The sequence below is a fragment of the Kitasatospora sp. P5_F3 genome, assembly GCF_054049135.1.
In genome coordinates this window covers 98887-121604 of record NZ_JBFUMY010000007.1, presented here as the reverse complement: position 1 = coordinate 121604, position 22718 = coordinate 98887, and the positions used below count along the sequence as shown (strand labels likewise).

Here is a 22718-nt window from a genome sequence, read left to right as displayed (position 1 = left end):
GACAGGTGAGCGGAGCAGACAGGGAGCTGACGGAGTGTTGAGGCCGATTCACCCGGACGTGCGACGGCCGGGCCCGACCTTCCGACGGCCTCACCGGGCCCGCGTACGGGTGGTGAGCTGGGCGGGCGGCGCGCCCGGAGGCACCCGTTGTGACGGTTCTCACCAAAGCCGACCGGGCCCCGGGCGAAACACGCCCGTCGTCCGGGGATAACCTGCCACACGGACGTGACGCGCGTGTTGGTTGACGTGTGCGCCCGTGGCTGTGTGGGCCGCAAGGCCGTATCTCTGCGTACCCGCCCAGCCTCGACGACCCGCAGCGAAGATCCTGCCGTGGCACGCTCGTAGAGACACAATCCGCGACCACGAACAAGGACGAACACACGTGGACCTGTTCGAGTACCAGGCGAGGGACCTCTTCGCCAAGCACGGTGTACCCGTGCTTGACGGGGACGTCATCGAGACCCCCGAAGCCGCTCGCGCCATCGCCGAGCGTTTCGGCGGACGCGCCGTCGTCAAGGCTCAGGTGAAGGTCGGTGGCCGAGGCAAGGCCGGCGGCGTCAAGCTCGCCGCCGACCCGGCCGACGCAGTCGCCAAGGCCGAGGCGATCCTCGGTATGGACATCAAGGGCCACACCGTCAACAAGGTGATGCTGGCTCAGACCGCGGACATCAAGGAGGAGTACTACGTCTCCTTCCTGCTGGACCGCACCAACCGCACCTTCCTGGCCATGGCCAGCGTCGAGGGCGGCGTGGAGATCGAGGTCGTCGCGGAGGAGAACCCCGACGCGCTCGCCAAGATCCCCGTCGACGCCAACGAGGGCTGCACCCCGGAGAAGGCCGCCGAGATCGTCGCTGCGGCGAAGTTCCCGGCCGAGATCGCCGACCAGGTCGCCGACGTGCTGGTGAAGCTCTGGAAGGTCTTCATCGCCGAGGACGCGCTCCTCGTCGAGGTCAACCCGCTGATCAAGTCCGGTGACGGCAAGATCATCGCGCTCGACGGCAAGGTCTCGCTGGACGAGAACGCCGAGTTCCGTCAGCCGCACCACGCCGAGCTCGAGGACAAGGCCGCCGCCAACCCGCTCGAGGCGGCGGCGAAGGCCAAGGGCCTCAACTACGTCAAGCTCGACGGCGAGGTCGGCATCATCGGCAACGGCGCGGGTCTCGTCATGAGCACCCTCGACGTGGTCGCGTACGCCGGCGAGGAGCACGGCGGCGTCAAGCCCGCCAACTTCCTCGACATCGGTGGCGGCGCCTCCGCCGAGGTGATGGCGAACGGCCTGGAGATCATCCTGGGCGACCCCGACGTCAAGTCGGTCTTCGTCAACGTCTTCGGCGGCATCACCGCGTGCGACGCGGTCGCCAACGGCATCGTGCAGGCGCTCGCGCTGCTCGAGGAGAAGGGCGAGGCGGTCACCAAGCCGCTGGTCGTCCGCCTCGACGGCAACAACGCCGAGCTGGGTCGCAAGATCCTGACCGACGCCAACCACCCGCTGGTGCAGCAGGTGGACACCATGGACGGTGCGGCTGCCCGCGCCGCCGAGCTGGCCAACAAGTAAGGAAGAGGACTACATCATGGCTATCTTCCTCACGAAGGACAGCAAGGTCATCGTCCAGGGCATGACCGGCTCCGAGGGTATGAAGCACACCCGCCGGATGCTCGCCTCGGGCACCCAGATCGTCGGTGGCGTGAACCCGCGCAAGGCCGGCACCACGGTTGACGTCGACGGCACCGAGGTGCCCGTCTTCGGCTCCGTCGCCGAGGCGATCGAGAAGACCGGTGCCGATGTCACCGTCATCTTCGTGCCGCCGAAGTTCACCAAGGACGCCGTCGTCGAGGCGATCGACGCCGAGATCGGCCTCGCGGTCGTCATCACCGAGGGTGTCCCGGTCCACGACTCGGCCGCCTTCTGGGCGTACGCCGGTGCCAAGGGCAACAAGACCCGGATCATCGGCCCGAACTGCCCCGGCCTGATCTCGCCCGGACAGTCCAACGCGGGCATCATCCCGGCGGACATCACCACCACCGGTCCGATCGGTCTGGTCTCCAAGTCGGGCACCCTGACCTACCAGCTCATGTACGAGCTGCGTGACCTCGGCTTCTCCTCGGCCGTGGGCATCGGCGGCGACCCGGTCATCGGCACCACGCACATCGACGCCCTCGCGGCGTTCGAGGCGGACCCGGAGACCAAGATCATCGTCATGATCGGCGAGATCGGCGGCGACGCCGAGGAGCGTGCGGCGGCCTACATCGCCGAGCACGTCACCAAGCCGGTCGTCGGCTACGTCGCGGGCTTCACCGCCCCGGAGGGCAAGACCATGGGCCACGCCGGCGCCATCGTCTCGGGCTCCTCGGGCACCGCCCAGGCGAAGAAGGAGGCCCTTGAGGCCGCCGGTGTCAAGGTCGGCAAGACGCCGTCCGAGACCGCTCGCCTGGCCCGTGAGCTGATCGCCAAGTAAGGCTCGGCATTCGCCACGGAGGCCCCCCACCCGATCTCGGGTGKGGGGCCTCCGGCGTTCCGTCAGGCGGCTCGGCCCGGAGCACTCCTGGCGTTCCTGGTCCGGGTCGCCGGGCTCAGCGGACCGGCAGCTCCGTTCGGAGCGCGACGGCCGTACCCGGCGTACCCGGCGTACCCGGGCAGAGCCGCAGAGTGGGGCAGGGCACGGGCGGGACGGTGACCGGCAGCGATGGCAGTGGCGGCGCAGCGGGCGGCGTGGCCACCGGCCGGAGCCCCTGGCCGGTCGGCCGTGCAGCGGCAGCGGCAGCCGCAGCCGTCGTCGGGGCAGCGGTCGGAGCAGTGGCAGGAGCGGCAGCCGGAGCGGGGCCGCGAGGTATGGGCTGCCCAGGGGTCGGGCCGCACCAGTGACTGCGCAGCCCCGGCCAGGCCCCACCGCCGGGGCTCGGGATAGCCGGCCCCGCGCTGCCGCTGGTGGCGGTCGAGCAGACCTGGCCGGGGCCCAGCTCGGCAGGGCGGAACAGTTCTGACGGACCGTTGCCGGTCAGCGTCGCCACGATCGCGGCCGCCATCGCCAGGGTGACCGCTCCGGCGGCCGCGGTGGCCAGACCAGCCCGGGTCCGGCCCCGGGCCTTGAGCAGTCGCGCGGAGGGCGGTCGGGGCGAGGGGCAGCCGCGTACCGCGGCCTGGTGCAGCAGGGCGCCCAGGCGGGGGCCGAACTCCGGATCAGCCGGGTCCGGGCCTACCAGGGCGGGGACCGTCCGGGCCAGTGCGGCCCGGGCGCTGAGGACGCGTCCGGTCGCGGCGGCGGTGCTGGACTGCACCTCGGCGGCCACCCGGACGGCGGGCAGCCCGAGTGCGTCGTGCAGCACCAGCGCTCGGCGCTGCGGCCGGGTCAGCCGCTTGAGGGCCTTGAGCAGATCACGGTCGCGCGGTGTCAGCCGGCCCTGGTCGGGACGCGGCGGCAGGTCGGGGCGCGGTGGAGGGTCGGACGGCGGGTGCACCCGGATCTGACGGTGCGGCAGCCTGAGCAGGTGCGCCCGGCGGGGCCCGCCCCGGTGCCAGACCGCCTGGGCGGTCTCGAAGGCGTACTCCCGGACCCAGCCCTCCGGGTCCGGCAGCCCGGACACCTCGGCCCAGCGGCGCCCGGCGGCCGACAGGGCCAGGTGCACCGCGTGCACGGCACGGTGACGGCAGGCGGTGAGCAGGAAGGTCTGCTGCACCAGCCGGGTGTGGGTGAGTGAACAGAGTTCCTCGAAGCTCGCGGGGCGGGGCTCGGTCACCGGGAGCGGCCCGGCCGCTACGGCAGCGGGCGCCGGGTGGGTGACCGGGGCGGCGGAGAGCCGGCCGGCGAGGGCGGTGGCCTCCTCGCGGGTGCGTACGCCGAGCTTGCGCATCGCCCGGTGCAGGTGGGTGCGGGCGGTGCCGGGGGAGATGCCGAGCTGTTCGGCGATCGCCCGGGTGTCCAGGCCGGTCGCCAACAGGGCGAGGGCCTGGGTCTCACGAGGTGTCAGCAGCCGCAGCAGTTGGGTGGGATCGGCGTGCGGGCGTGCGGGTGCAGGTGAAGGTGAGGTCACCGCACCGCCCGGGGCAGGCGGGCTGAAAGTAGACACATAAACAGATAATCCGGGACACGGCGGAGCTTCGCCTCTTCACGGGGCATAACGGGTGATCTTGGGAGCATGAGGCCCATGACTCAGCTGATGGGCCGTCCGATCCTGGGCCTGCCGGGCGAACTGGGAGTCCGCCCGTTCCTCGCCGACCTGCTCACCGGTGTCCGGGCAGCGCTGCTCACCCTGGCGGTGGTGGCCGTCCCCGTACTCGCCCTCTGGGTGCTCACCCCGTACGCGGACGACACCGCCGCCGGTGCCGGGCGGCTGGCCTGTGCGCTCTGGCTGCTCGGCCACGGCGCCCCGCTGACCAGGGGGGTGGCCCAGGCCCCGCTGACGCTGACCCCGCTGCTGCTCACGCTGTTCACCGTCGTGCTGCTGGTCCGCACCGGCCGGCGCCTCGGCGGGCGCGAACGCCTGCACTGGCGCGCGCCGTTGGCGGTGTGCGCCGGGTACCTGTCGGTCGCGCTGGGCGCGGTCGCCGAGTGCTCCGGCGCGGGTGCGCTGCGGGCCGTCCCGCTGCTCGACCTGGTGGCGGTCGCGGTGCTGGTGGCCGGTTCGGTCGGGGCGGGGCTCTGGTCGGCGGTCGGCGGGTGGTCGGCACGGCCCGGACGGTGGCTGGACCGGGCACCGGACTGGGCCCGGGCACCCGCATGGGCCCGTACGCCTGGCTGGGCCCGGGTGCCCGGCTGGGCCAGGCCGACCGGGGGCGGTCCGGTGACCGGCCGGGCCGCCGCCGCAGGCGGCTTCGGACTGCTGGCAGCGGGCGGCGTGGTGCTGGCCGTGACCGTGCTGCTCGGCCTGGGAGCGGCCGGCCGGTCGGCAGCCGGGTACGGTGGCGGGCCCTCCACCGTCGGCGGGCTGACCCTGGCCTGCTTGCTGCTGGTGCCCAACGCCGTGCTCTGGGCGGCCTCGTACGCGCTCGGCCCCGGCTTCGCCGTGGGCAGCGGGACGGTGGTGGCGCCGACCGGTGCCCGGGTCGGGCCGGTGCCGGACTTCCCGCTCTTCGCCCTGCTCCCGGAGACCGGCGGGGCGCCCTGGTGGCCGGTGGTCTGCGCGCTGCCTCTGCTGGCCGGGCTGGTCCCGGCACTGCTGCTCGGCCGGGCGGCGGCGGAGGCCCGCTGGCATCCGGTGGCCATCGCTGCGTCGGCCGTGGGCAGTTCACTGCTGGCCGGGCTCGGCGCGGGAGCCTGCGCCTGGCTCGCGGGCGGCGCACTGGCCGATGCCAGGATGGCGGAGCTGGGCCCGGTGCCGTGGCTGGTCGCCCCGATGGCGGCGGCCTGGCTGGCCCTGGTCACCGTGCCCGGCGCGCTGCTGGCCCGCTGGTGGGTGGCCCCGCCGGCCTGGTGGATCGACCTGACCGGCCGTCAGTTCTGCCGGGCCCGGCGGGCCGCCGGGCAGGGCCTGACCTGGGCGGCCGACCACCTGCCACCCCGGCGGACGGATACCTGAGCGGAGACCTCGGTCAGCGGTTCTGGTTGTACAGGTTGACCAGGAAGTCCGGGGCCAGGTTGTCGCAGCTGTCCCGGGCCTGGGTGGTGAGCGCCTCGCTGACGCAGCTCACGTAGTCCTGGTAGTACAGCGTGACGCCGAGCGAGGCCAACACGAACAGGATGGTCACCCCACCCGTGACCAGCCCGCCGATCGCGGCCGGGGTCTGCGGCCGGACCGGCTGCGGGCCGTGCTGGGCGGGGGTGCCCTCGGTGGACTTCGAACGGGGCGCGCGCAGCGCACCGATGCCCCAGTACACGGCCAGCGCGCCGAGCAGCAGCGCCACGTACGGCGCGCCGAGCACGACGCAGAACAGGCTGCCCATGCCCGCGCTCAGCGCGTACCGGGAGCGCCGCTGGACCGGGTCGTTCGGGTCGAACTTCGGTGCGGCGGGCGGCTGCTGGGGCGACCACCCGCCCTGGTAGCCGGGGCTCCACGGGTGCGGCGGCGGCACCTGCGGGCGGTCGTCCTGCTCCGACGACCCGTCGCCGGAGTCACCGGAATCACCGGACCCGGCGGAGGAGCCGTCGGAGGAGCCGTGCGGCGGCTGCGGGGCGCGCGGCTGCCAGGGCTGGTCGGGGGCATCCGCCGGCGGCGGCGCGAAGGGGTTGCGCTCGCCGGTGTTGTCGCCGCTGCTCATCGGTCAGCCAATCCTTCGTCGTGTGGTCGGGCTCGCTCAATGATCCCGCAGGGGTGTACGAGATTCACACGGGTATCGCGAACCCGGATCGCGTGGCGTTCCGGGGCGGTTCCGGATGCCGCTTCCGACCCGGACCGCAGCCCCGGGTGTGGCCCACGCCTCAACTACGCGCGTAGCGTTGCTGTCGGGTTACAGGAGGCCTCCGACCAGCCGTTATCGTGGTGACGGTCAGCAGTTCGGAGCAGCCCCGCCGCCTCCCGACGCGACCTGGCGCCGCCCGTAGTGGCCCCACCGACGGTGGATGTACCAGCGGGCGCAACGACGTACGGAGAATCGCGCAGTGGCCGCTGTTTCCGCCCAGTCCGCCCGTAGTCAGACTTTCCCGCCGCGCACCCCGGGCCCGGCCCGGCTGGTGGTGCTGGTCTCCGGTTCTGGCACCAACCTGCAGGCGCTGATCGACGCCGTCGCCGACCCGGCCTTCGGGGCCGAGATCGTCGCGGTCGGTGCGGACCGGGACGGCATCGCCGGGCTGGAGCGGGCCGGACAGGCCGGCCTGCCGGTCTTCGTGCACCGGATCAAGGACCACGCCGACCGCTCCGCCTGGGACACCGCGCTGACCGCCTCGGTCGCCGGGTACCGGCCTGACCTGGTGATCACCGCCGGGTTCATGAAGATCCTCGGCCCGGAGTTCATCGCCGCGTTCGCCGGACGGATCGTCAACACCCACCCCGCGCTGCTGCCCGCCTTCCCCGGCGCGCACGGCGTGGCCGACGCGCTGGCGTACGGGGTGAAGGTGACCGGCTGCACCGTCCATCTGGTGGACGGCGGCGTGGACACCGGGCCGATCATCGCGCAGGGTGTGGTGCCGGTCGAGGAGACCGACCACGCCGACGGCGGTGCCGCGCTGCACGAGCGCATCAAGACTGTCGAGCGTCAGTTGCTCGTCGACGTCGTGGGCCGACTGGCTCGCGAGGGTCACCGTATCGAGGACCGAAAGGTATGGATTCCGGCATGAGTGCCAGCTCCACCACGCCCCCCGTCTCGGAGAACATCCGCCCGATCCGCCGCGCGCTGATCAGCGTGTACGACAAGAGCGGTCTGGAGGAGCTGGCCCAGGGCCTGCACGCCGCCGGGGTCACCATCGTCTCCACCGGGTCGACGGCCGGCCGGATCGCCGCCGCGGGCGTCCCGGTCACCGAGGTCTCCGAGCTGACGGGCTTCCCGGAGTGCCTGGACGGGCGCGTGAAGACGCTGCACCCCCGCGTGCACGCCGGTGTGCTCGCCGACCTGCGCCTCGACTCGCACCGTGCGCAGCTGGCCGAGCTGGAGATCGAGCCCTTCGACCTGGTGGTGGTGAACCTCTACCCGTTCACCGCCACGGTCGCCTCCGGCGCCACCCCCGACGAGTGCGTCGAGCAGATCGACATCGGCGGTCCGTCGATGGTCCGTGCGGCGGCCAAGAACCACCCCTCGGTCGCCGTCGTGGTCGACCCGGCCCGCTACGCGGACGTGCTGACGGCGGTTCAGGGCGGCGGCTTCGACCTGCTCACCCGTAAGCGGCTGGCCGGTGCGGCCTTCGCCCACACCGCCGCCTACGACGTGGCGGTCGCCTCCTGGTTCGAGGGCTCCGGCTACACCGAGAACACCGAGGCGTTCCCGGCCTTCCTCGGCTCCGCCTACGAGCGCCAGAACGTGCTCCGCTACGGCGAGAACCCGCACCAGGGCGCGGCGCTCTACACCGACGGCACCGGCGGCCTGGCGGGCGCCGAGCAGCTGCACGGCAAGGAGATGTCGTACAACAACTACGTGGACACCGACGCCGCCCGCCGGGCCGCGTACGACCACGCCGAGCCGGCCGTCGCGATCATCAAGCACGCCAACCCGTGCGGCATCGCCACCGGTGCGGACGTCGCCGAGGCGCACCGCAAGGCGCACGCCTGTGACCCGCTCTCCGCGTTCGGCGGTGTGATCGCGGTGAACCGTGCGGTCACCGTCGAGCTGGCCGAGCAGATCGCCGAGATCTTCACCGAGGTCGTGGTGGCCCCGGCGTACGAGGACGGCGCGGTCGAGGTGCTGGCCCGGAAGAAGAACATCCGGGTGCTGCGCGCCGCCGAGGCCCCGGCCAACCGGGTCGAGGTCCGCCCGATCTCCGGTGGCGCGCTGCTCCAGCAGGTGGACCGGATCGACGCGGCCGGTGACGACCCGTCGGGCTGGACGCTGGCCACCGGCGACGCGCTCTCCGCCGACGAGCTGGCCGAGCTGGCCTTCGCCTGGCGGGCCTGCCGGGCCGTCAAGTCCAACGCGATCCTGCTGGCCAAGGGCAGCGCCTCGGTCGGCGTCGGGATGGGCCAGGTCAACCGGGTCGACTCGGCCAAGCTCGCGGTCGAGCGGGCCGGCGAGCGGGCCCAGGGCTCGTACGCCGCCTCGGACGCGTTCTTCCCGTTCCCGGACGGTCTGCAGGTGCTGCTCGACGGCGGCGTCAAGGCCGTGGTGCAGCCGGGCGGTTCGGTCCGCGACGACGAGGTGATCGCGGCGGCGAAGGCGGCCGGCGTGACGATGTACCTGACCGGGACGCGGCACTTCTTCCACTGACCCGGGAACGGCAGATGCCCCGCACGCCCCGCACGCCCGTCGAGGGCGTGCGGGGCATCTGCCGTGCGGTCAGTTGGACTTGACGACCACGGTGCCGACGATCTTGTCCGCGAAAGTCTGCTTCTTGGCGTCCCAGAGCGGCCACAGGAAGCCGATGCAGCAGATCTCGTCCACGATGTGGCAGAGCTGGCGGACGAAGGCCATGCCGAAGCCGAGCGGCTGGCCGTCGGCCTCCCGGACCACCCGGATGTTGACCATCTTGCGGCCGGGGGTCTGGCCGGTGGTGCCGACCTGGTAGAGCAGCCAGAAGCCGCCGATGACCGCGATCAGCCAGCCGATGCCCGCGACCGCCAGGCCGGCGCCGGTGAAGCCGCCGCCGGTGCAGACCGAGCTGTAACGGCCGGTGCTGCATACCGGGGCCTCGTAGCCGATCGCGAAGGCGAGGCCGTAGAGGATGCCCGCCGGGATGCCGATGATCAGGCCGTCGACCAGGGAGGCGGCGACCCGGGAGCCCCAGCTCGCGTAGAAGTTCTGCACCTGACCGGCGTTGGGGTAGCCGCCGGGCTGGCCGTAGCCCTGCTGCGGCGGGATGCCGTAGCCCTGCTGCGGGGGCTGCTGGGGGTAGCCCTGCTGCTGCGGGGGCTGCTGCGGGTAGCCGTAGCCGGGCGCGCCCTGCGGGGGGCCCTGCTGCGGGTAGCCGTAACCGGGCTGCTGCGGCTGCTGCGGGGGCTGCGGCGGCTTGTTGTACGGGTTGTTCGGGTCGGGCGGGTAGCTCATCAGTGCCTCCGGGCAGGATGGTGAGGTGCGGGACGGGACAGGAAGACCCTGGGACGGACAGGCAGTTGAGTTGCCGACCGGGTGGGACATTAGCGGAACGCGGTGACACCGCGAAGGTCAGTTACCGTCAGAAAGCGTCAGGCTCAGGGCAGTACGACGCCGAAGCGGTGCAACTGCCAGAGCCAGGACGCTGTTAAAGCGGTACCGATCAGGACATTCCGGTGGAGGTTGGGGAGTTGCCACCACCAGCGCCCCGGGCCGAGCGGCGCGACCAGCAGACCGAGCCCGACCACCACCGTCACCGGGTTGGCCAGCAGCGCGGCGCCGAAGGCGCCGTGGCCGGCCTCGATGAAGACCGTGGTGCTCCCGCAGCCGGGGCAGGGGATGCCGGTGAACCGGCGCAGCGGGCAGAGCGCGCCGGGGTCGTGCACGTCGTGCAGCGCGGCGACCGTCAGCGCGGCCGCCGCCGCACCGGCCCCGCGCAGCGCAGTCCGCAGCGCACCGCCCAGCGGGGTACCGGCCGTGCTCGTCCAGCGAGCCGTCAACTGGTGGTTCACGATCCGTAGTTCTCGGAGAGGTCGGCGACGGTCGAGTAGAAGACCACACCGGCGATGCCGATCAGGATCCCGAGGACGGAGAGCACCATGCCGCCGATCGCCTGGCTGCGGCCGGTCCCGGTCTGCCGGGCCCTGTTCAGGCCCGCGATGCCCAGGCCCAGCCCGACCGGGCCGAGCAGCGCCCCGTAGAAGCAGATCAGGATGCTCAGGAAGCCCAGCACCATGGCGGCGACGGCCAGGTTGTTCGGCACGGGCGCGGGCGCCGGTACCGGCGGCTGCGGGTAGCCGTAGCCGGGCTGCTGAGGCATCGGCTGCGGGTACTGCGGCGCGGCGTACGGCTGCTGCGGCGGCCCGTACCCGTACGGATCGGGCGGCTGCTGTTGGTACGGATTGCTCACTGTTCTTCGGTCCCCCCGAGCTGTGCTGTCTCCCCCGTGCCGCTCCGACGGGCCGTCACCGGCCGTCGGAGCATGGTCGTGCCGGTCATATCGTGGGCGGGCGCCCCCGGGGCTGTCCAGCGGCGATCGGTACCCGGGCGGAACTGTGGCGCAACCGCAACCCGGACGGCACGTGCCGAGCACGGGCCGCGATCCGGGACAATGGCGCCATGACTGCCCAGATTCTCGATGGCAAGGCCACCGCGGCCGCGATCAAGTCCGAACTCGCCGTCCGCGTGGCGGCCCTCAAGGAGCGGGGCATCGTCCCCGGCCTCGGCACCGTCCTGGTCGGCGACGACCCGGGCAGCCGCTGGTACGTCAACGGCAAGCACAAGGACTGCGCCGAGGTCGGGATCGCCTCGATCCAGCGCGAGCTCCCGGCCACCGCCACCCAGCAGCAGGTCGAGGACGTCGTCCGCGAGCTCAACGCCGACCCGACCTGCACCGGCTACATCGTCCAGCTCCCGCTGCCCAAGGGCCTGGACCAGAACCCCGTCCTGGAGCTGATGGACCCGGACAAGGACGCCGACGGCCTGCACCCCACCTCGCTCGGCCGGCTCACGCTCGGCATCGAGGGCCCGCTGCCCTGCACCCCGTACGGCATCGTCGAGCTGCTCCGCCGGCACGAGGTCAAGCTGGATGGCGCCGAGGTCGTGGTGGTCGGCCGCGGCGTGACCGTCGGCCGTTCGATCGGCCTGCTGCTGACCCGGCGGTCCGAGAACGCCACCGTGACGCTCTGTCACACCGGCACCGTGGACCTGGCCAAGCACCTGCGCCAGGCCGACATCATCGTGGCCGCCGCCGGTGTCGGGCACCTGATCAAGGCTCAGGACGTCAAGCCCGGCGCGGCCGTGCTGGACGTCGGCGTCAGCCGGGACGGCGAGGGCAAGATCATGGGCGACGTGGAGCCCGCGGTCGCCGAGGTGGCCGGCTGGATCTCCCCGAATCCCGGCGGCGTCGGCCCGATGACCCGCGCGATGCTGCTCAACAACATCGTGGTGGCGGCCGAGCGCCGCGCCAACGGCTGACGCCGATGGCGGCCAAGTCACGCCGACGGCCGGTGAAGACCACCGGCACGCTGCCGCCGGAGGGTTCGGCGGCGGCGCTGGACCGCAGCCACCCGCTGCCGGCCCGGCAGTGGCCGATAACGATGGTGCTGGCCCTGGTCGCGACCGGGCTCGGCATCACCTGGTTCGGTGACTTCAAGTACGGCCTGCTGACCGTCGGCGGGGCGGTGCTGATCGGGGCGGTGCTCCGGCTGGTGCTGCCCGAGGTCGGCATGCTGGCGGTGCGCAGCCGCTTCACCGACGTGACGGTGCTGACCTTTCTCGGCGGGGCGATCGTGCTGCTCACCCTGATCGCCCAGCCGGATCCGTGGCTGCGGTTCTCGGTGCTGGACAACATCGGGCAGTTCATCGGCCGTCAGCGGCGCTGACGCTCGCGGTCGAACTCCCACGAACGGCCCTCGTCCGCACCCGGGCGGGGGCCGTTGTGACGTATCAGCCAGTGCCGTGGGCATCCCCGGCGGCGGGCTTGCGATAACCTGACGCCGGATCTCTCGATGTCGAGAGACCGTCCTCGGCTCCAGCGCGTCGGGCGCGCGTGGGGCGTGGCTGGCGATCGCTGGAGTAGACAGAAAATGACTCGCACCCCCGTCAACGTCACCGTCACCGGCGCGGCCGGCCAGATCGGCTACGCGCTGCTGTTCCGCATCGCCTCGGGCCACCTGCTCGGCGCGGACGTGCCGGTGAACCTGCGCCTCCTGGAGATCCCGCAGGGTCTCAAGGCCGCCGAGGGCACCGCGATGGAGCTGGACGACTGCGCCTTCCCGCTGCTGCGCGACATCACCATCACCGACAGCCCGGCCACCGCCTTCGACGGCGCCAACGTGGCCCTGCTGGTCGGCGCCCGTCCGCGTACCGCGGGCATGGAGCGCGGTGACCTGCTGCAGGCCAACGGTGGCATCTTCGGCCCGCAGGGCAAGGCCATCAACGACAACGCCGCGGACGACATCAAGGTCCTGGTGGTCGGCAACCCGGCCAACACCAACGCCCTGATCGCCCAGCGCAACGCCCCGGACGTGCCGGCCGAGCGCTTCACCGCGATGACCCGCCTGGACCACAACCGCGCGGTCGCCCAGCTCGCCAAGAAGCTCGGTGTCACCGTCAACGACATCCAGCGGCTCACCATCTGGGGCAACCACTCGGCCACCCAGTACCCGGACATCTTCCACGCGCTGGTCAACGGCAAGAACGCCGCCGAGGCCGTCAACGACGAGAAGTGGCTGGCCGACACCTTCATCCCGACCGTCGCCAAGCGCGGCGCGGCGATCATCGAGGCCCGTGGCGCCTCCTCGGCCGCCTCGGCCGCGAACGCCGCCATCGACCACGTGTACACCTGGGTGAACGGCACCGCCGAGGGCGACTGGACCTCGATGGGCATCGTCTCCGACGGCTCGTACGGCGTCGAGGAGGGCATCATCTCCTCCTTCCCGGTCACCACCAAGGACGGCAAGTTCGAGATCGTCCAGGGTCTGGAGATCTCCGACTTCTCCCGCGCCCGGATCGACGCCTCGGTCGGCGAGCTGGTCGAGGAGCGCGACGCGGTCAAGGAGCTCGGCCTCATCTGAGCCCGATCCTGAGCCCCGGCTCACCCGAACGGCCGGGTCGCCCCGACAGGGGCGGCCCGGCCGTCGCCGTACACTGACCCCCCGTGACCCTCGCCCTGCTCCTGCTGCTCACCGCCGCGTCGGCCGAACTGCTCCGCCCGCTGAGCCGCCTGCTCGGCTACGCCAGGGGACTCCGCGAGGAGCCCGCGATCAGTTCCGCGGAGCTCCGCGGCCTGGTCGCCGCCAACACCGAACTCGGCCACGACGAGCGAGAGTTGATCGCCGACGTGTTCTCGGCGGGGGAGCGGCAGCTGCGCGAGGTGATGGTCCCCAGGACCGAGGTCACCTTCCTGGACGCCGACCGCCCGCTGGCCGAGGTGCGCGCCGAGACCAGCCGCTCGCCGCACTCCCGCTACCCCGTGGTGGAGGGCTCCTACGACTCGGTGGCGGGCTTCGTGCACGTCCGCGACCTGTACGGGGCGCGCGGCGAGCACGCCCGCCGGGTCCGCGAGCTGACCCGGCCGGTGAAGCTGCTGCCGGCCACCAAACGGGTGCTGGCGGCGATGGGCGAGATGCGCCGGGAGGGCCACCACCTGGCCATCGTGGTGGACGAGTACGGCGGCACCGCGGGCATCGTCACCCTGGAGGACCTGGTCGAGGAGCTGATCGGGGAGATCCGGGACGAGTACGACGCCCAGGACACCACCGCGACCCGGCGGCTGGCCGGCGGCGGGATGGAGCTCGACGGGCTGCTCAACCTGGCCGACTTCGCCGAGGAGACCGGCGTCACCCTGCCGGAGGGGCCGTACGAGACGGTGGCCGGATACCTGGTCAGCGAGCTGGGCAAGCTGCCCAGCACCGGTGACCAGGTGGCCACCGAGGACGGCCTGCGGCTCGCGGTGGCCAAGCTGGACGGCCGCCGGATCGAACGGATCCGGGTGAGTGCCGTCACACTGTCGGAACCTCCAGGGGCTGAGGTTTCCTGAGCGGTCGGTGAAGCTGGAAGAATGGCGCTCATGGTCAACGCAGCGGTCACCGGTCCGACGAAGGACCGTCCCCGGGTGCTCTCCGGCATCCAGCCCACCTCGGGCTCGTTCCACCTCGGCAACTACCTCGGTGCGGTGCGCCAGTGGGTGGACCTGCAGGAGGCCAACGACGCCTTCTACATGGTGGTCGACCTGCACGCGATCACCGTCGAGCAGGACCCGGCCGTCCTCCGGGCGAACACCCGGATCTCCGCCGCCCAGCTGCTCGGCGCGGGCCTGGACCCGGAGCGCTGCACCCTCTTCGTCCAGTCGCACGTGCCCGAGCACGCCCAGCTGGCCTGGATCATGAACTGCATGACGGGCTTCGGCGAGGCCGCCCGGATGACCCAGTTCAAGGACAAGTCCGCCAAGCAGGGCAACGACCGCACCTCGGTCGGCCTGTTCACCTACCCGATCCTGCAGATCGCCGACATCCTGCTCTACCAGGCCGACGCCGTCCCGGTCGGCGAGGACCAGCGCCAGCACCTGGAGCTCACCCGCGACCTCGCGGAGCGCTTCAACACCCGCTACGAGCCCACCTTCACCGTGCCGAAGCCGTACATCCTCAAGGAGACGGCCAAGATCCTGGACCTGCAGGACCCGACCGCGAAGATGAGCAAGTCGGCCTCCTCGCCCAAGGGCCTGGTGAACCTGCTGGACGAGCCCAAGGTCAGCGCCAAGAAGTTCAAGAGCGCCGTCACCGACACCGGCACCGTGGTCTCCTACGACGAGGAGAACAAGGCCGGCGTCTCCAACCTGCTGCGGATCCACTCCGCGCTCAGCGGCCGGTCGATCGAGCAGCTGGTCGAGCACTTCGACGGCAAGATGTACGGCGCGCTGAAGACCGAGCTGGCCGAGCTGTTCACCGACTGGGTCGGCCCGTTCCAGCAGCGCACCCAGGCCTACCTGGACGACCCGGCCGAGCTGGACCGGGTGCTCGGTCTGGGCGCGGAGAAGGCCCGCTCGGTCGCCGCCGAGACGCTGGCCACCGTGTACGACCGCATCGGCTTCCTGGCTCCGAAGCGCTGATGTCGACCGCCGTGCCCGCCCCCGTCGGTGACGGCCTCCCCGAGGCCGTCACCATCGGCGTGTCCATACACGTCCCGGAGCCGTACGGTTCCGCGATCCAGGACGCCCGGGCCGGGCACGGCGACCCGCTGGCCCGCTCGATACCGACCCACGTCACGCTGCTGCCGCCGACCGGCATCCCGCTCGACCGGCTCGCCGAGGTGGAGACCCATCTGCGCGCGGTGGCCGCCGGGCACGCCCCGTTCCCGATGCTGCTGCAGGGCAGCGGCACCTTCCGGCCGGTCTCGCCGGTGGTCTTCGTCCGGGTCGAGGAGGGCGCCCAGGAGTGCCGGGCGCTGGAGGCGGCCGTCCGCTCCGGTCCGCTGGCCCGCGAGCTGGCCTTCCCGTACCACCCGCACGTCACGGTCGCGCACGGTCTCCCCGAGGCGGTGCTGGACCGGGCGTACACCGAGGCCCGCACCTTCCACGCGGCCTTCCCGGTGCCCGGTTTCGTGCTCTCCCGGTTCGGCGAGGACGAGGTCTGGCGCCCGTGGCGCGGCTACGCCTTCGGCACCGGCTGACCCTGATCGGCTCGGCCGCCCGGGCTCAGCCGCCCAGTTCGAGCAGGCGGTCCACCACCCGGGCGGCGGCCCGGCCGTCGTCCAGTCGGCAGTGGGTGGCGCGGAACCTCCGGTAGGCGTCCGCGTACCGGTCGGGCAGTGTGCTGCCGGTGGTCAACGACCGCAGCGCGCCGATGAGTTCGGCCGAGTCGGCCAACAGCGGTCCCGGGGCCTCGCGTTCGAAGTCGAAGTAGAAGCCGCGCAGGGCGTCCCGGTAGTGCTCCAGGTCGTAGGTGAAGAACAGGATCGGCCTGCCGGTGATCGCGAAGTCGAACATGATCGAGGAGTAGTCGGTGACCAACACGTCGGCGGCCAGCAGGAGTTCCTGCACGTCGGGGTAGTCGCCGACGTCCAGGACGAAGCCGTCGCCGGCGCCCGGCAGCGGCTCGGCCACGTGCGTGTGCGGGCGGACCAGCAGGACGTGGTCCTCGCCGAGCGCGGCCCGGGCGGCGGCCAGGGGCGGCGGACCGCCGAGGCGTCCGCCGGGCCCGCCAGCAGGTCGTTCCTGGGGTAGCCGGACTCCAGGACCTCGCCGGTGTAGCGGAACGCGCGGCGCAGGATCGGGGTGGCAAAGGCGCTGGGGGAGAGCAGCAGGCTCCACTGCGGGACCTCGCGGTCGAGCGCGGCCAGGTAGCCGGCCTTGGCCAGCAGGGGATTGGTCACGTCGTGGGCGATCCGCTTCAGCAGCGAGCCGTGCCAGGTCTGCAGCACCACCTGACCGGGGCGGCGTTCGAGGAACTCCGGTAGGTGGGTGTTGCCGACCAGGTAGCGCGAGGTGGCCAGCGCCTCGTACCACTCGGGGCTGTGGCTGCGGATCGGCCGGACCCCGGCCGGGATCACCGCCTGGGCGTCGTCCACCACCCAGAGGTGCTCCAACGGGATTGCCCGCCGCGCGAGTTCGGCGTGGACGGCGCGGGGTGAGTCGGCGTAGCCGCGTCCGCCGAACACGTCGTAGAGCACGGCGGGGCGGAGCGGCCGACGGCGGGCGGCGGGGTAGTCGACGGTGCGCAGCCGTCGCTGGGCGTACCGGCTGCGCTCGGCGGGGGCCAGGACGGGCGTGGAGTCGAGGATCAGGGTGTTGTGCCAGCGGCTCTGCAGTACGGCCCGCTTGGCGCCCCCGGCGACCACCCCTGCGGTGGCTCCGAGCCCTACCGTGCACGGGAGTTGGGCCAGCGCCCGCGAGCTGAGCAGCAGGGGCTGTTCGGCGTCGGCCCGGCCGGCCGGGCGCAGCCGCAGCTCCCAGATGCCGCGCCGGAGCGGGCGTCTGCTGAGGTCGGGCGCGGTCACCACGGCGGGCACGGTGAGCTCGGCGGGGGTGCCGCGTTCGACCGGGTGGCGGATCTCGCCGGTGCCGTTGGCGTGCCGGAGCACCAGTTCCAGCGGGCCGTCACCGGGGAGGGCGACGTGCGCGGTGAGCCGGAAGCCGTCCGGGCCGGGGGTGATCCGGTCGACCAGTACGGCCCCGGGCTGGACGCAGAACTCTGGGTACCCGTCGGCTAGTTGACGGACCAGCAGGGCGCCGCCCGCAGGCCGGGCGAGCAGCAGGCCACCGGGCCAGGGGCGTTCGTCGAGCACCGGCCGTTCGGTGGAGCCGTCCGGCCGGAGCAGTTCGCCGTGCCAGGAGGCGGTGGTCGCTCCGACGGCGGCGAACGCCTCGAACGGCAGCCGGACGGTGAAGTCCTGGCCGGTGGCGGCGACCGGGTGCCGGCTCTCGGCCCCGGTGTGCCGGTGCGCCAGCCGGAACACCGTGCCGGGCGGCAGGTCGTGGGCCCAGCCGGTGAGTTCGAGGCCGTCGTCCACCGGCCGGAGGCCGGTGAGCCGGCTCCACACCCGGTGCACCTTGAGCCGCAGCCGCTGGTCGGCGAAGTACAGCAGCACCCGGACGTTCTGCTCCAGCCAGTGCGCGGGCGGGTACTCGCCCGAGCCGCACCAGTACGGCCGGAGCGGGCCCTGTTCGCGCCGTACGCCGGTCGGCCCGAGGGTGTGCAGCAGCCCTGCGCTGACCTCCCACTCGGCGTCCGGCCAGGCGCCGTCGCCGGTGCGCAGCCGCCCGGGGTCGACCGTGGCGGTGAAGGCGGCCCAGTCGTGGTTGTGGTCGCTCTGCGCGCTGTCCTCGGTCACCTCGGGCAGCCGCAGCGGCCGGGTGCGGAACCGGATCGGCGGCCGGCCGGGGCGGGCGAGCTCCAGCACGGTGAAGGAGCTGCGGACCTTGCCGCTGCCGCGGTCGTCCCGGCGGGCGAAGCCGGTCAGTTCCAGCCGTCCTTCGGTCCACCTGGCGGAGCGCAGCCCGAGCGCGAGGGCGGTGGGCGGCGCGGTGGTGGTCGTGGCGGTGGTCGTCGGTCTCGACGGTCGAGGGGACGGCAGCAGAAGGCGGGAACGGGCTACGGGCATCGCGGGCGGCTTCCTGGGCGGCGCGGCCGGCCGCAGGACGGCCGACGGTCCGGCCGGCTGCCGTGGATCGACGGTGCCGACCCTGACACGGACTGTGACCGCCCATGACATACCTGCTGGACCCGCAGGTCAACCGATGCGGTCAGGAAGGCCCTGAGGACGACCCGATCGGGGGTCCTGATCGAACCGATGTCCGGGCTCGGCCCGGACATCGGTTCGAATCCGGTCAGCCGAGCAGGGCGTCGACCACCCGGACCGAGGCCTGGCCGTCGTCCAGGTCGCAGTACTTCTGCCGGAAGGCCGCGTACGCGTCGGCGTGCTGCGCGGCCACCGCGTCGACCCGGCTGAGGGCCTCGACCAGCTCGGCCGAGGTCGCCAGCTGCGGGCCCGGCGCGTCCGCCTCGAAGTCGAGGCTGAAGCCGCGCAGGTTGTCCCGGTAGTGCTCCAGGTCGTGCGTGAAGAACAGGATCGGCCTGCCGGTGTTCGCGAAGTCGAAGGTGACCGAGGAGTAGTCCGTCACCAGGACGTCGGCGATCAGCAGCAGGTCGGCCATGTCGGGGTAGGTGCCGACGTCCCAGACGTAGCCGTTGCCCGCGCTCGGGACCTGACCGCACATCAGCTCGTGGGCCCGGATCAGCAGGATCTGGTCCTCACCCAGGGCGGCCTGGGCCGCCGCCAGGTCGATCCGCAGGTCGAGCTGGTAGCCGCCCTGCGGCCGGCGCCGGTCCTCCCGGAAGGTCGGCGCGTACAGCACCACCTTCTTGCCCTCGGGCAGGCCGAGCCGCTCGCGGACCTGCTCGGCGGTCTTCTCCCGGTCGGCGGCGAGCAGCACGTCGTTGCGCGGGTAGCCGGACTCCAGGATCTCGCCCTGGTACTTGAAGGCCCGCCGCAGCACCCCGGTGGAGAAGGTGTTGCCGGAGACCAGCAGGCTCCACTGGGCGACCTCGCGGTCGAGCAGCTTGAGGTACTCGGAGTCGGTGAACCAGACCTTCTCGAAGTCGTGGCCGATCCGCTTGAGCGGGGTGCCGTGCCAGGTCTGCAGGACCACCTGGCCGGGCCTGCGGACGAAGAAGTCCGGCAGGTGGGCGCTGGTCACCACGTACTTGGCGGTGGCCAGGTGCTCGTACCACTCGGGGCTCAACTGCCGGACCGGCTCTGCGGTCTGCGGCAGGTCGGCCTGCATGTCGGTGCTGGTCCAGACGTGCCGCAGCGGGGCGCCCCGGCGGACCAGCTCCTCGTGCACGGCCCGCGGCGAGCCCGCGTACTGGCTGCCCAGCCCGGCGTCGTAGAGCACCGTGTCGGTGAGCGGAGCACGCTGGGCCTCGGCGAAGCCGTTGCGCAGCCGACGCTGGCGGTAGCCGCTGCGCTCCTCCGGCAGCAGGTCGGAGTGCGACTCCAGCGAGAGGCTGTCGTAGATGCGGCGCTCCAGCACCACCCGGCGGCCGCGGGCCTGGACCTCCATCGGCAGTTCGCGGTGGCTGGTGGAGGCCAGCAGCGCGCTCGGCCAGAGGCTGCCCGGCTCGGCGCCGMCCGGGCGGAACTCCACGGCCCAGGTGCCGCGGTGCAGCGGGACCTGCCCGGCGAACGAGGCGGTCGGCACAGCGGGCAGCGCGGCGCGGAACCGGCCGTCGGTGATCTCGACCGGGTAGCGGTGCTCCTCCTCCAGCCAGCTGTGCCGGATCACCAGCTCGTAGTGGTGGCTGCCCGTCAGCGGGAAGCTGCCGCTGAGCAGGAAGCCCTCGGTGTCCTTGGCCCGGACGATCTCGTCCACCACGGGCTGCAGCACCTGGTCGGTGAACTGCAGGTACCCGCTCGGCGAGGGCTTGGAGAACAGCGCCCTGGTCCCGTTCAGGATCGGCAGATTGAGCTGCTGGGGGGCCCGGCGGTCGTCTATCACCACCGGCAGGGTGGTGCCGTCGGCGAGCAGCAGCTCGGTGGCCCAGCGGTCCCGCAGCCGCTCCTCGGCGGCCGGGTCGAGCGCGTCCCAGGCCTCGCGGACGGCGATCAGCCGGTCGATCGGGAAGCTCGCGGTGAACGGCACGTCGCGGCCGGCCGGCGTGCCCAGCTCGACCGGGAAGAGCAGCTCGCGGTCGGACTCGGTGTGCAGCATCCGCAGCTGCACCCCGGCCAGGTCGGTGCCGGAGCCGGCCTGCCCGCTGAGGGTGATCTCGCCGCCCTGCTCACTGACCGTCAGGGCCCGCACCCGGACCCGCTCGACCCGCAGGTAGACGTGGTTGTTCTTGAGCCACGGCACGATCCGGACGTCGTCCTCGACCCACTGCACCGGCGGGTACTCGGCGGTGTCGCTCCAGCCGCCCGAGATCCGGCCCTTGTAGACGCCGCCCTTGCCGATGCCCGCGATCAGCACCCGCCAGGAGCCGTCCCGCCACTCGCCCCGGTGCTTGAGCCGCTTGGGGTCGATGACGGCGGAGAAGCCCGCCCAGTCGCAGTTGTACAGGTCGTGCGGTGAGGAGGCGGTGGCCTCCGGGCTGTACATGGCCCTGGTCTGCACGGCCAGCACCCGGCGGCCCTTGGCCTCCCGGAGCACCAGCACCTTGACCATGTCGTGCCGGTTCTCGGCGCCCAGGTGCTCGGGGAAGGCGTGCCCGGTGATCCGCAGCTTGCCGTCCTCCCAGGCCGAGTCGTACAGCCGGCTGCGCATCACCAGCGCGTTGTCCAGCCGCAGCACGTCGGCGGGCACGCTCTTGCGGCCGCCGCGCAGGAACGGGTAGTCGGCGTACGGACGGAGCAGGCCACGGGCCGGGGCGGCGCCGTTGCTGTCCTTCTCGAACTCCATCTGGTCGATGAACTCGGACATCCGGTTCTGCAGCGTCAGGTGGTACTTGAGCCGCAGCGGCGCGCGCAGCTTGCGGACCTGCTCGGGGCCGATCGCCCGGAGCAGCCGGCTGACGTTCGCCTGGTAGGCCTCCCGGTAGTCCTGGTCGCCCTCCAGGACGGACCAGAAGAACATCGGGATCTCCTCGACGAGGTTGTTCTCGTCGTAGGAGCGCAGGTACTCCTTGAACTCCGGCTCGGTCCTGGCCAGCAGCCAGTCCCGGACCAGCTCCATCGACTTGACCCGGTCGATCAACCCCTTGGGGTTGGTGCGCATCTGAGTGATCGACATCTCGCCGACCTCGCGCTCGCGCCAGTGGTAGATCGGCTCGGAGAGCACGTCCACGCTCTTCGCAAGGTAGTGGTGCGGCACGCTGACCGGGGCGTCCTCGTACAGGATGCCCTCGGGGTACAGCACGCCGGCCGCGTCGAAGAACGAGCGGCGGTAGACCTTGTTCCACGCCGTCCGGTCGGTGACCAGGCTGGGCAGCTCGGTGACGTGGGTCTTCAGCCTGGTCTCGGCGAACGGCTTGCGGTGCCCGCCGGACGGGTAGTACCCGACCGCCCGGAAGCGCAGCACGTTGCCGGTGACGAAGTCCGAGCCGGTCTCCTCCAGCGTGCCGATCATCAGCTCGTACGCGCTGGGCGGCAGGGTGTCGTCACTGTCGACGAAGTTCAGGAACTCGGTGTCCGGCGAGATGTGCCGGTAGCCGGTGTTACGGGCCGCGCCGAGACCCTGGTTCTCCTGCCTGACCAGGCGGAAGCGCGAGTCCTTGGCGGCGTAGGCCTCGGCGAGTGCCGCGCTGCCGTCCTTGGAGCCGTCGTCGACCATCACACATTCAAGGTCACCAAATGTCTGGGCGGCGATCGAGTCCAGGCACTCCTCGAGGTAGCGCTCGACGTTGTAGATCGGGACGACGACGGAGAGGCGGGGGGCCATCGGCTGCGCGGGCCTTTCATCGGGGACGTGCGACCAGCTGTGTCCGGTCTCTGCGACCGAACACAGGTCTTCCGCGATCCTACCGTCCGGCCCGTCCTCTCCCGCGGTGCCGCAGCCCGTCAGGGCACGATGCCGACCAGCACGTACTCGTTGTCCCTGAAGACCCTTCCGGCCGCCTCGGGCAGTGGGAAGGAGTAGCTGCGCCCGATCCGCAGACCGGCCTGTCCGGCGTGTTCGCGCAGGGTGGGGAGGTCGACGAACCGTACGTGGGTGGGGTCCGAGCGGTACCCGGCGGGCTGAGGGGTGATCAGGACGACCCGGCCGCCGGAGCGGACGCTCGGCAGGTAACTCGCCAGCAGCGCCCGGCAGGTCTCCGGGTCCAGGTGCTCCAGCACGTGGGCGACCAGCATGCTGTCGAACGCGCCGGGCCGCCCGAGCTCCGGGTCGGCCTCGAACTCGGCTGCCGTGTAAGCCTCCAGGCCACCCGCGCGGGCGGCCCGCACCGAGGCCTCGTCGCGGTCCACGCCGATGCTGCCGGGCCCGCAGTGCCGCAGATTGCGGCCGACGCCGCAGCCGAGGTCCAGGGTCCGGCCGAGCCGGAGCCGCCTGAGGTGCCAGCGGTGCAGGGCCCGGGTGGGCAGCAGGCTCGAGCCGGGCGTCTGCGGGTCGCGGAGTTCGGACATGGCAGGGCCTCTCCAGGCGCTCCGATGGACGGATTGGTGAGAGGAGACTAGA

At 72.3% G+C, this 22718-nt stretch carries 19 protein-coding genes and 1 pseudogene; 11 read left to right on the top strand and 9 right to left on the bottom strand.

Annotated features, from left to right (window positions below; translation table 11 throughout):
* Positions 1 to 382 precede the first annotated feature (382 nt).
* Complete coding sequence (gene sucC / locus ACXJMZ_RS05475) at positions 383 to 1555, top strand: ADP-forming succinate--CoA ligase subunit beta (RefSeq protein ID WP_457028847.1); 1173 nt, start codon at positions 383 to 385, stop codon at positions 1553 to 1555.
* A gap of 16 nt (positions 1556 to 1571) precedes the next feature.
* Positions 1572 to 2456, top strand: a complete 885-nt coding sequence (gene sucD / locus ACXJMZ_RS05470; RefSeq protein WP_457028846.1) for a succinate--CoA ligase subunit alpha — start codon at positions 1572 to 1574, stop codon at positions 2454 to 2456.
* A gap of 115 nt (positions 2457 to 2571) precedes the next feature.
* On the opposite strand, the gene ACXJMZ_RS05465 is transcribed toward sucD, so the two are convergent.
* Positions 2572 to 4029, bottom strand: coding sequence for a LuxR C-terminal-related transcriptional regulator (locus ACXJMZ_RS05465; protein WP_457028845.1), 1458 nt, complete (start codon positions 4027 to 4029; stop codon positions 2572 to 2574).
* Between the two features lie 114 nt (positions 4030 to 4143).
* Between ACXJMZ_RS05465 and ACXJMZ_RS05460 the strand changes: the two genes are divergently transcribed.
* Positions 4144 to 5514: a cell division protein PerM gene (locus ACXJMZ_RS05460; RefSeq protein ID WP_457028844.1), complete on the top strand. Its 1371-nt coding sequence runs from the start codon at positions 4144 to 4146 to the stop codon at positions 5512 to 5514.
* A 13-nt stretch (positions 5515 to 5527) separates the two neighbouring features.
* Here the strand turns inward: ACXJMZ_RS05460 and ACXJMZ_RS05455 are convergent, their stop codons facing one another.
* On the bottom strand, positions 5528 to 6193 hold the full coding sequence (locus ACXJMZ_RS05455; RefSeq protein WP_457028843.1) for a hypothetical protein: 666 nt from the start codon (positions 6191 to 6193) through the stop codon (positions 5528 to 5530).
* Positions 6194 to 6533: 340 nt separating this feature from the next.
* On the opposite strand from ACXJMZ_RS05455, the gene purN reads away from it, so the two are divergent.
* Entirely contained in the window at positions 6534 to 7208 is a 675-nt protein-coding gene (gene purN, locus ACXJMZ_RS05450; protein WP_457028842.1) for a phosphoribosylglycinamide formyltransferase, read from the top strand.
* Positions 7205 to 8785, top strand: a complete 1581-nt coding sequence (purH, locus tag ACXJMZ_RS05445) for a bifunctional phosphoribosylaminoimidazolecarboxamide formyltransferase/IMP cyclohydrolase (RefSeq protein ID WP_057231186.1) — start codon at positions 7205 to 7207, stop codon at positions 8783 to 8785. Before purN ends, purH begins: the two co-directional genes overlap by 4 nt.
* Before the next feature lie 69 nt (positions 8786 to 8854).
* Here the strand turns inward: purH and ACXJMZ_RS05440 are convergent, their stop codons facing one another.
* The 3 genes from ACXJMZ_RS05440 to ACXJMZ_RS05430 all read right to left on the bottom strand — a co-directional run bounded on the left by ACXJMZ_RS05440 (position 8855) and on the right by ACXJMZ_RS05430 (position 10517).
* A complete protein-coding gene (locus ACXJMZ_RS05440) occupies positions 8855 to 9562 on the bottom strand; it encodes an RDD family protein (protein ID WP_457028841.1) in 708 nt (235 codons plus the stop codon).
* A gap of 143 nt (positions 9563 to 9705) precedes the next feature.
* Positions 9706 to 10119 carry a DUF2752 domain-containing protein gene (locus ACXJMZ_RS05435; RefSeq protein ID WP_457028840.1) on the bottom strand — a complete coding sequence of 138 codons (414 nt, stop codon included), beginning with the start codon at positions 10117 to 10119 and terminating at the stop codon, positions 9706 to 9708.
* The gene (locus tag ACXJMZ_RS05430; RefSeq protein ID WP_457028839.1) at positions 10116 to 10517 is read right to left on the bottom strand and encodes a DUF4190 domain-containing protein; all 402 of its coding nucleotides are present in this window, start codon (positions 10515 to 10517) and stop codon (positions 10116 to 10118) included. The genes ACXJMZ_RS05435 and ACXJMZ_RS05430 overlap by 4 nt, the downstream gene beginning before the upstream one ends.
* 209 nt (positions 10518 to 10726) lie before the next feature.
* On the opposite strand from ACXJMZ_RS05430, the gene ACXJMZ_RS05425 reads away from it, so the two are divergent.
* The 6 genes from ACXJMZ_RS05425 to ACXJMZ_RS05400 all read left to right on the top strand — a co-directional run bounded on the left by ACXJMZ_RS05425 (position 10727) and on the right by ACXJMZ_RS05400 (position 15778).
* Positions 10727 to 11584 carry a bifunctional methylenetetrahydrofolate dehydrogenase/methenyltetrahydrofolate cyclohydrolase gene (locus tag ACXJMZ_RS05425; RefSeq protein ID WP_057231179.1) on the top strand — a complete coding sequence of 286 codons (858 nt, stop codon included), beginning with the start codon at positions 10727 to 10729 and terminating at the stop codon, positions 11582 to 11584.
* Between the two features lie 5 nt (positions 11585 to 11589).
* Positions 11590 to 11991 carry a DUF3017 domain-containing protein gene (locus ACXJMZ_RS05420; protein ID WP_457028838.1) on the top strand — a complete coding sequence of 134 codons (402 nt, stop codon included), beginning with the start codon at positions 11590 to 11592 and terminating at the stop codon, positions 11989 to 11991.
* A gap of 204 nt (positions 11992 to 12195) precedes the next feature.
* On the top strand, positions 12196 to 13185 hold the full coding sequence (locus tag ACXJMZ_RS05415) for a malate dehydrogenase (RefSeq protein ID WP_457028837.1): 990 nt from the start codon (positions 12196 to 12198) through the stop codon (positions 13183 to 13185).
* Between the two features lie 83 nt (positions 13186 to 13268).
* The gene (locus ACXJMZ_RS05410) at positions 13269 to 14150 is read left to right on the top strand and encodes a hemolysin family protein (protein WP_457028836.1); all 882 of its coding nucleotides are present in this window, start codon (positions 13269 to 13271) and stop codon (positions 14148 to 14150) included.
* A 30-nt stretch (positions 14151 to 14180) separates the two neighbouring features.
* On the top strand, positions 14181 to 15218 hold the full coding sequence (gene trpS / locus ACXJMZ_RS05405) for a tryptophan--tRNA ligase (RefSeq protein WP_457028835.1): 1038 nt from the start codon (positions 14181 to 14183) through the stop codon (positions 15216 to 15218).
* Positions 15218 to 15778, top strand: a complete 561-nt coding sequence (locus ACXJMZ_RS05400; RefSeq protein WP_457028834.1) for a 2'-5' RNA ligase family protein — start codon at positions 15218 to 15220, stop codon at positions 15776 to 15778. The genes trpS and ACXJMZ_RS05400 overlap by 1 nt, the downstream gene beginning before the upstream one ends.
* Positions 15779 to 15803: 25 nt before the next feature.
* Here ACXJMZ_RS05400 and ACXJMZ_RS05395 read toward each other — a convergent pair whose 3' ends face one another.
* The 4 genes and pseudogenes from ACXJMZ_RS05395 to ACXJMZ_RS05380 form a co-directional block, all read right to left on the bottom strand.
* Complete coding sequence (locus ACXJMZ_RS05395; RefSeq protein ID WP_457028833.1) at positions 15804 to 16211, bottom strand: CDP-glycerol glycerophosphotransferase family protein; 408 nt, start codon at positions 16209 to 16211, stop codon at positions 15804 to 15806.
* Between the two features lie 152 nt (positions 16212 to 16363).
* Positions 16364 to 18208 (bottom strand): annotated as a pseudogene (locus tag ACXJMZ_RS05390) (CDP-glycerol glycerophosphotransferase family protein); the annotation flags it as partial.
* 226 nt (positions 18209 to 18434) lie between these two features.
* Positions 18435 to 21983 (bottom strand): bifunctional glycosyltransferase/CDP-glycerol:glycerophosphate glycerophosphotransferase, encoded by a 3549-nt coding sequence (locus ACXJMZ_RS05385; protein WP_457028832.1) that lies wholly within the window; start codon positions 21981 to 21983, stop codon positions 18435 to 18437.
* Between the two features lie 119 nt (positions 21984 to 22102).
* Entirely contained in the window at positions 22103 to 22666 is a 564-nt protein-coding gene (locus ACXJMZ_RS05380) for a class I SAM-dependent methyltransferase (RefSeq protein ID WP_457028831.1), read from the bottom strand.
* Between the last annotated feature and the right edge of the window lie 52 nt (positions 22667 to 22718).

Coding starts and splice junctions, on each gene's coding strand:
- sucD (WP_457028846.1), top strand. CDS start 1,572: ATGGCTATCTTCCTCACGAAGGACAGCAAGGTCATCGTCCAGGGCATG.
- ACXJMZ_RS05440 (WP_457028841.1), bottom strand. CDS start 9,562: ATGAGCTACCCGCCCGACCCGAACAACCCGTACAACAAGCCGCCGCAG.
- ACXJMZ_RS05380 (WP_457028831.1), bottom strand. CDS start 22,666: ATGTCCGAACTCCGCGACCCGCAGACGCCCGGCTCGAGCCTGCTGCCC.
- ACXJMZ_RS05455 (WP_457028843.1), bottom strand. CDS start 6,193: ATGAGCAGCGGCGACAACACCGGCGAGCGCAACCCCTTCGCGCCGCCG.
- ACXJMZ_RS05425 (WP_057231179.1), top strand. CDS start 10,727: ATGACTGCCCAGATTCTCGATGGCAAGGCCACCGCGGCCGCGATCAAG.
- ACXJMZ_RS05415 (WP_457028837.1), top strand. CDS start 12,196: ATGACTCGCACCCCCGTCAACGTCACCGTCACCGGCGCGGCCGGCCAG.
- ACXJMZ_RS05420 (WP_457028838.1), top strand. CDS start 11,590: ATGGCGGCCAAGTCACGCCGACGGCCGGTGAAGACCACCGGCACGCTG.
- purH (WP_057231186.1), top strand. CDS start 7,205: ATGAGTGCCAGCTCCACCACGCCCCCCGTCTCGGAGAACATCCGCCCG.
- ACXJMZ_RS05400 (WP_457028834.1), top strand. CDS start 15,218: ATGTCGACCGCCGTGCCCGCCCCCGTCGGTGACGGCCTCCCCGAGGCC.
- trpS (WP_457028835.1), top strand. CDS start 14,181: ATGGTCAACGCAGCGGTCACCGGTCCGACGAAGGACCGTCCCCGGGTG.
- ACXJMZ_RS05460 (WP_457028844.1), top strand. CDS start 4,144: ATGACTCAGCTGATGGGCCGTCCGATCCTGGGCCTGCCGGGCGAACTG.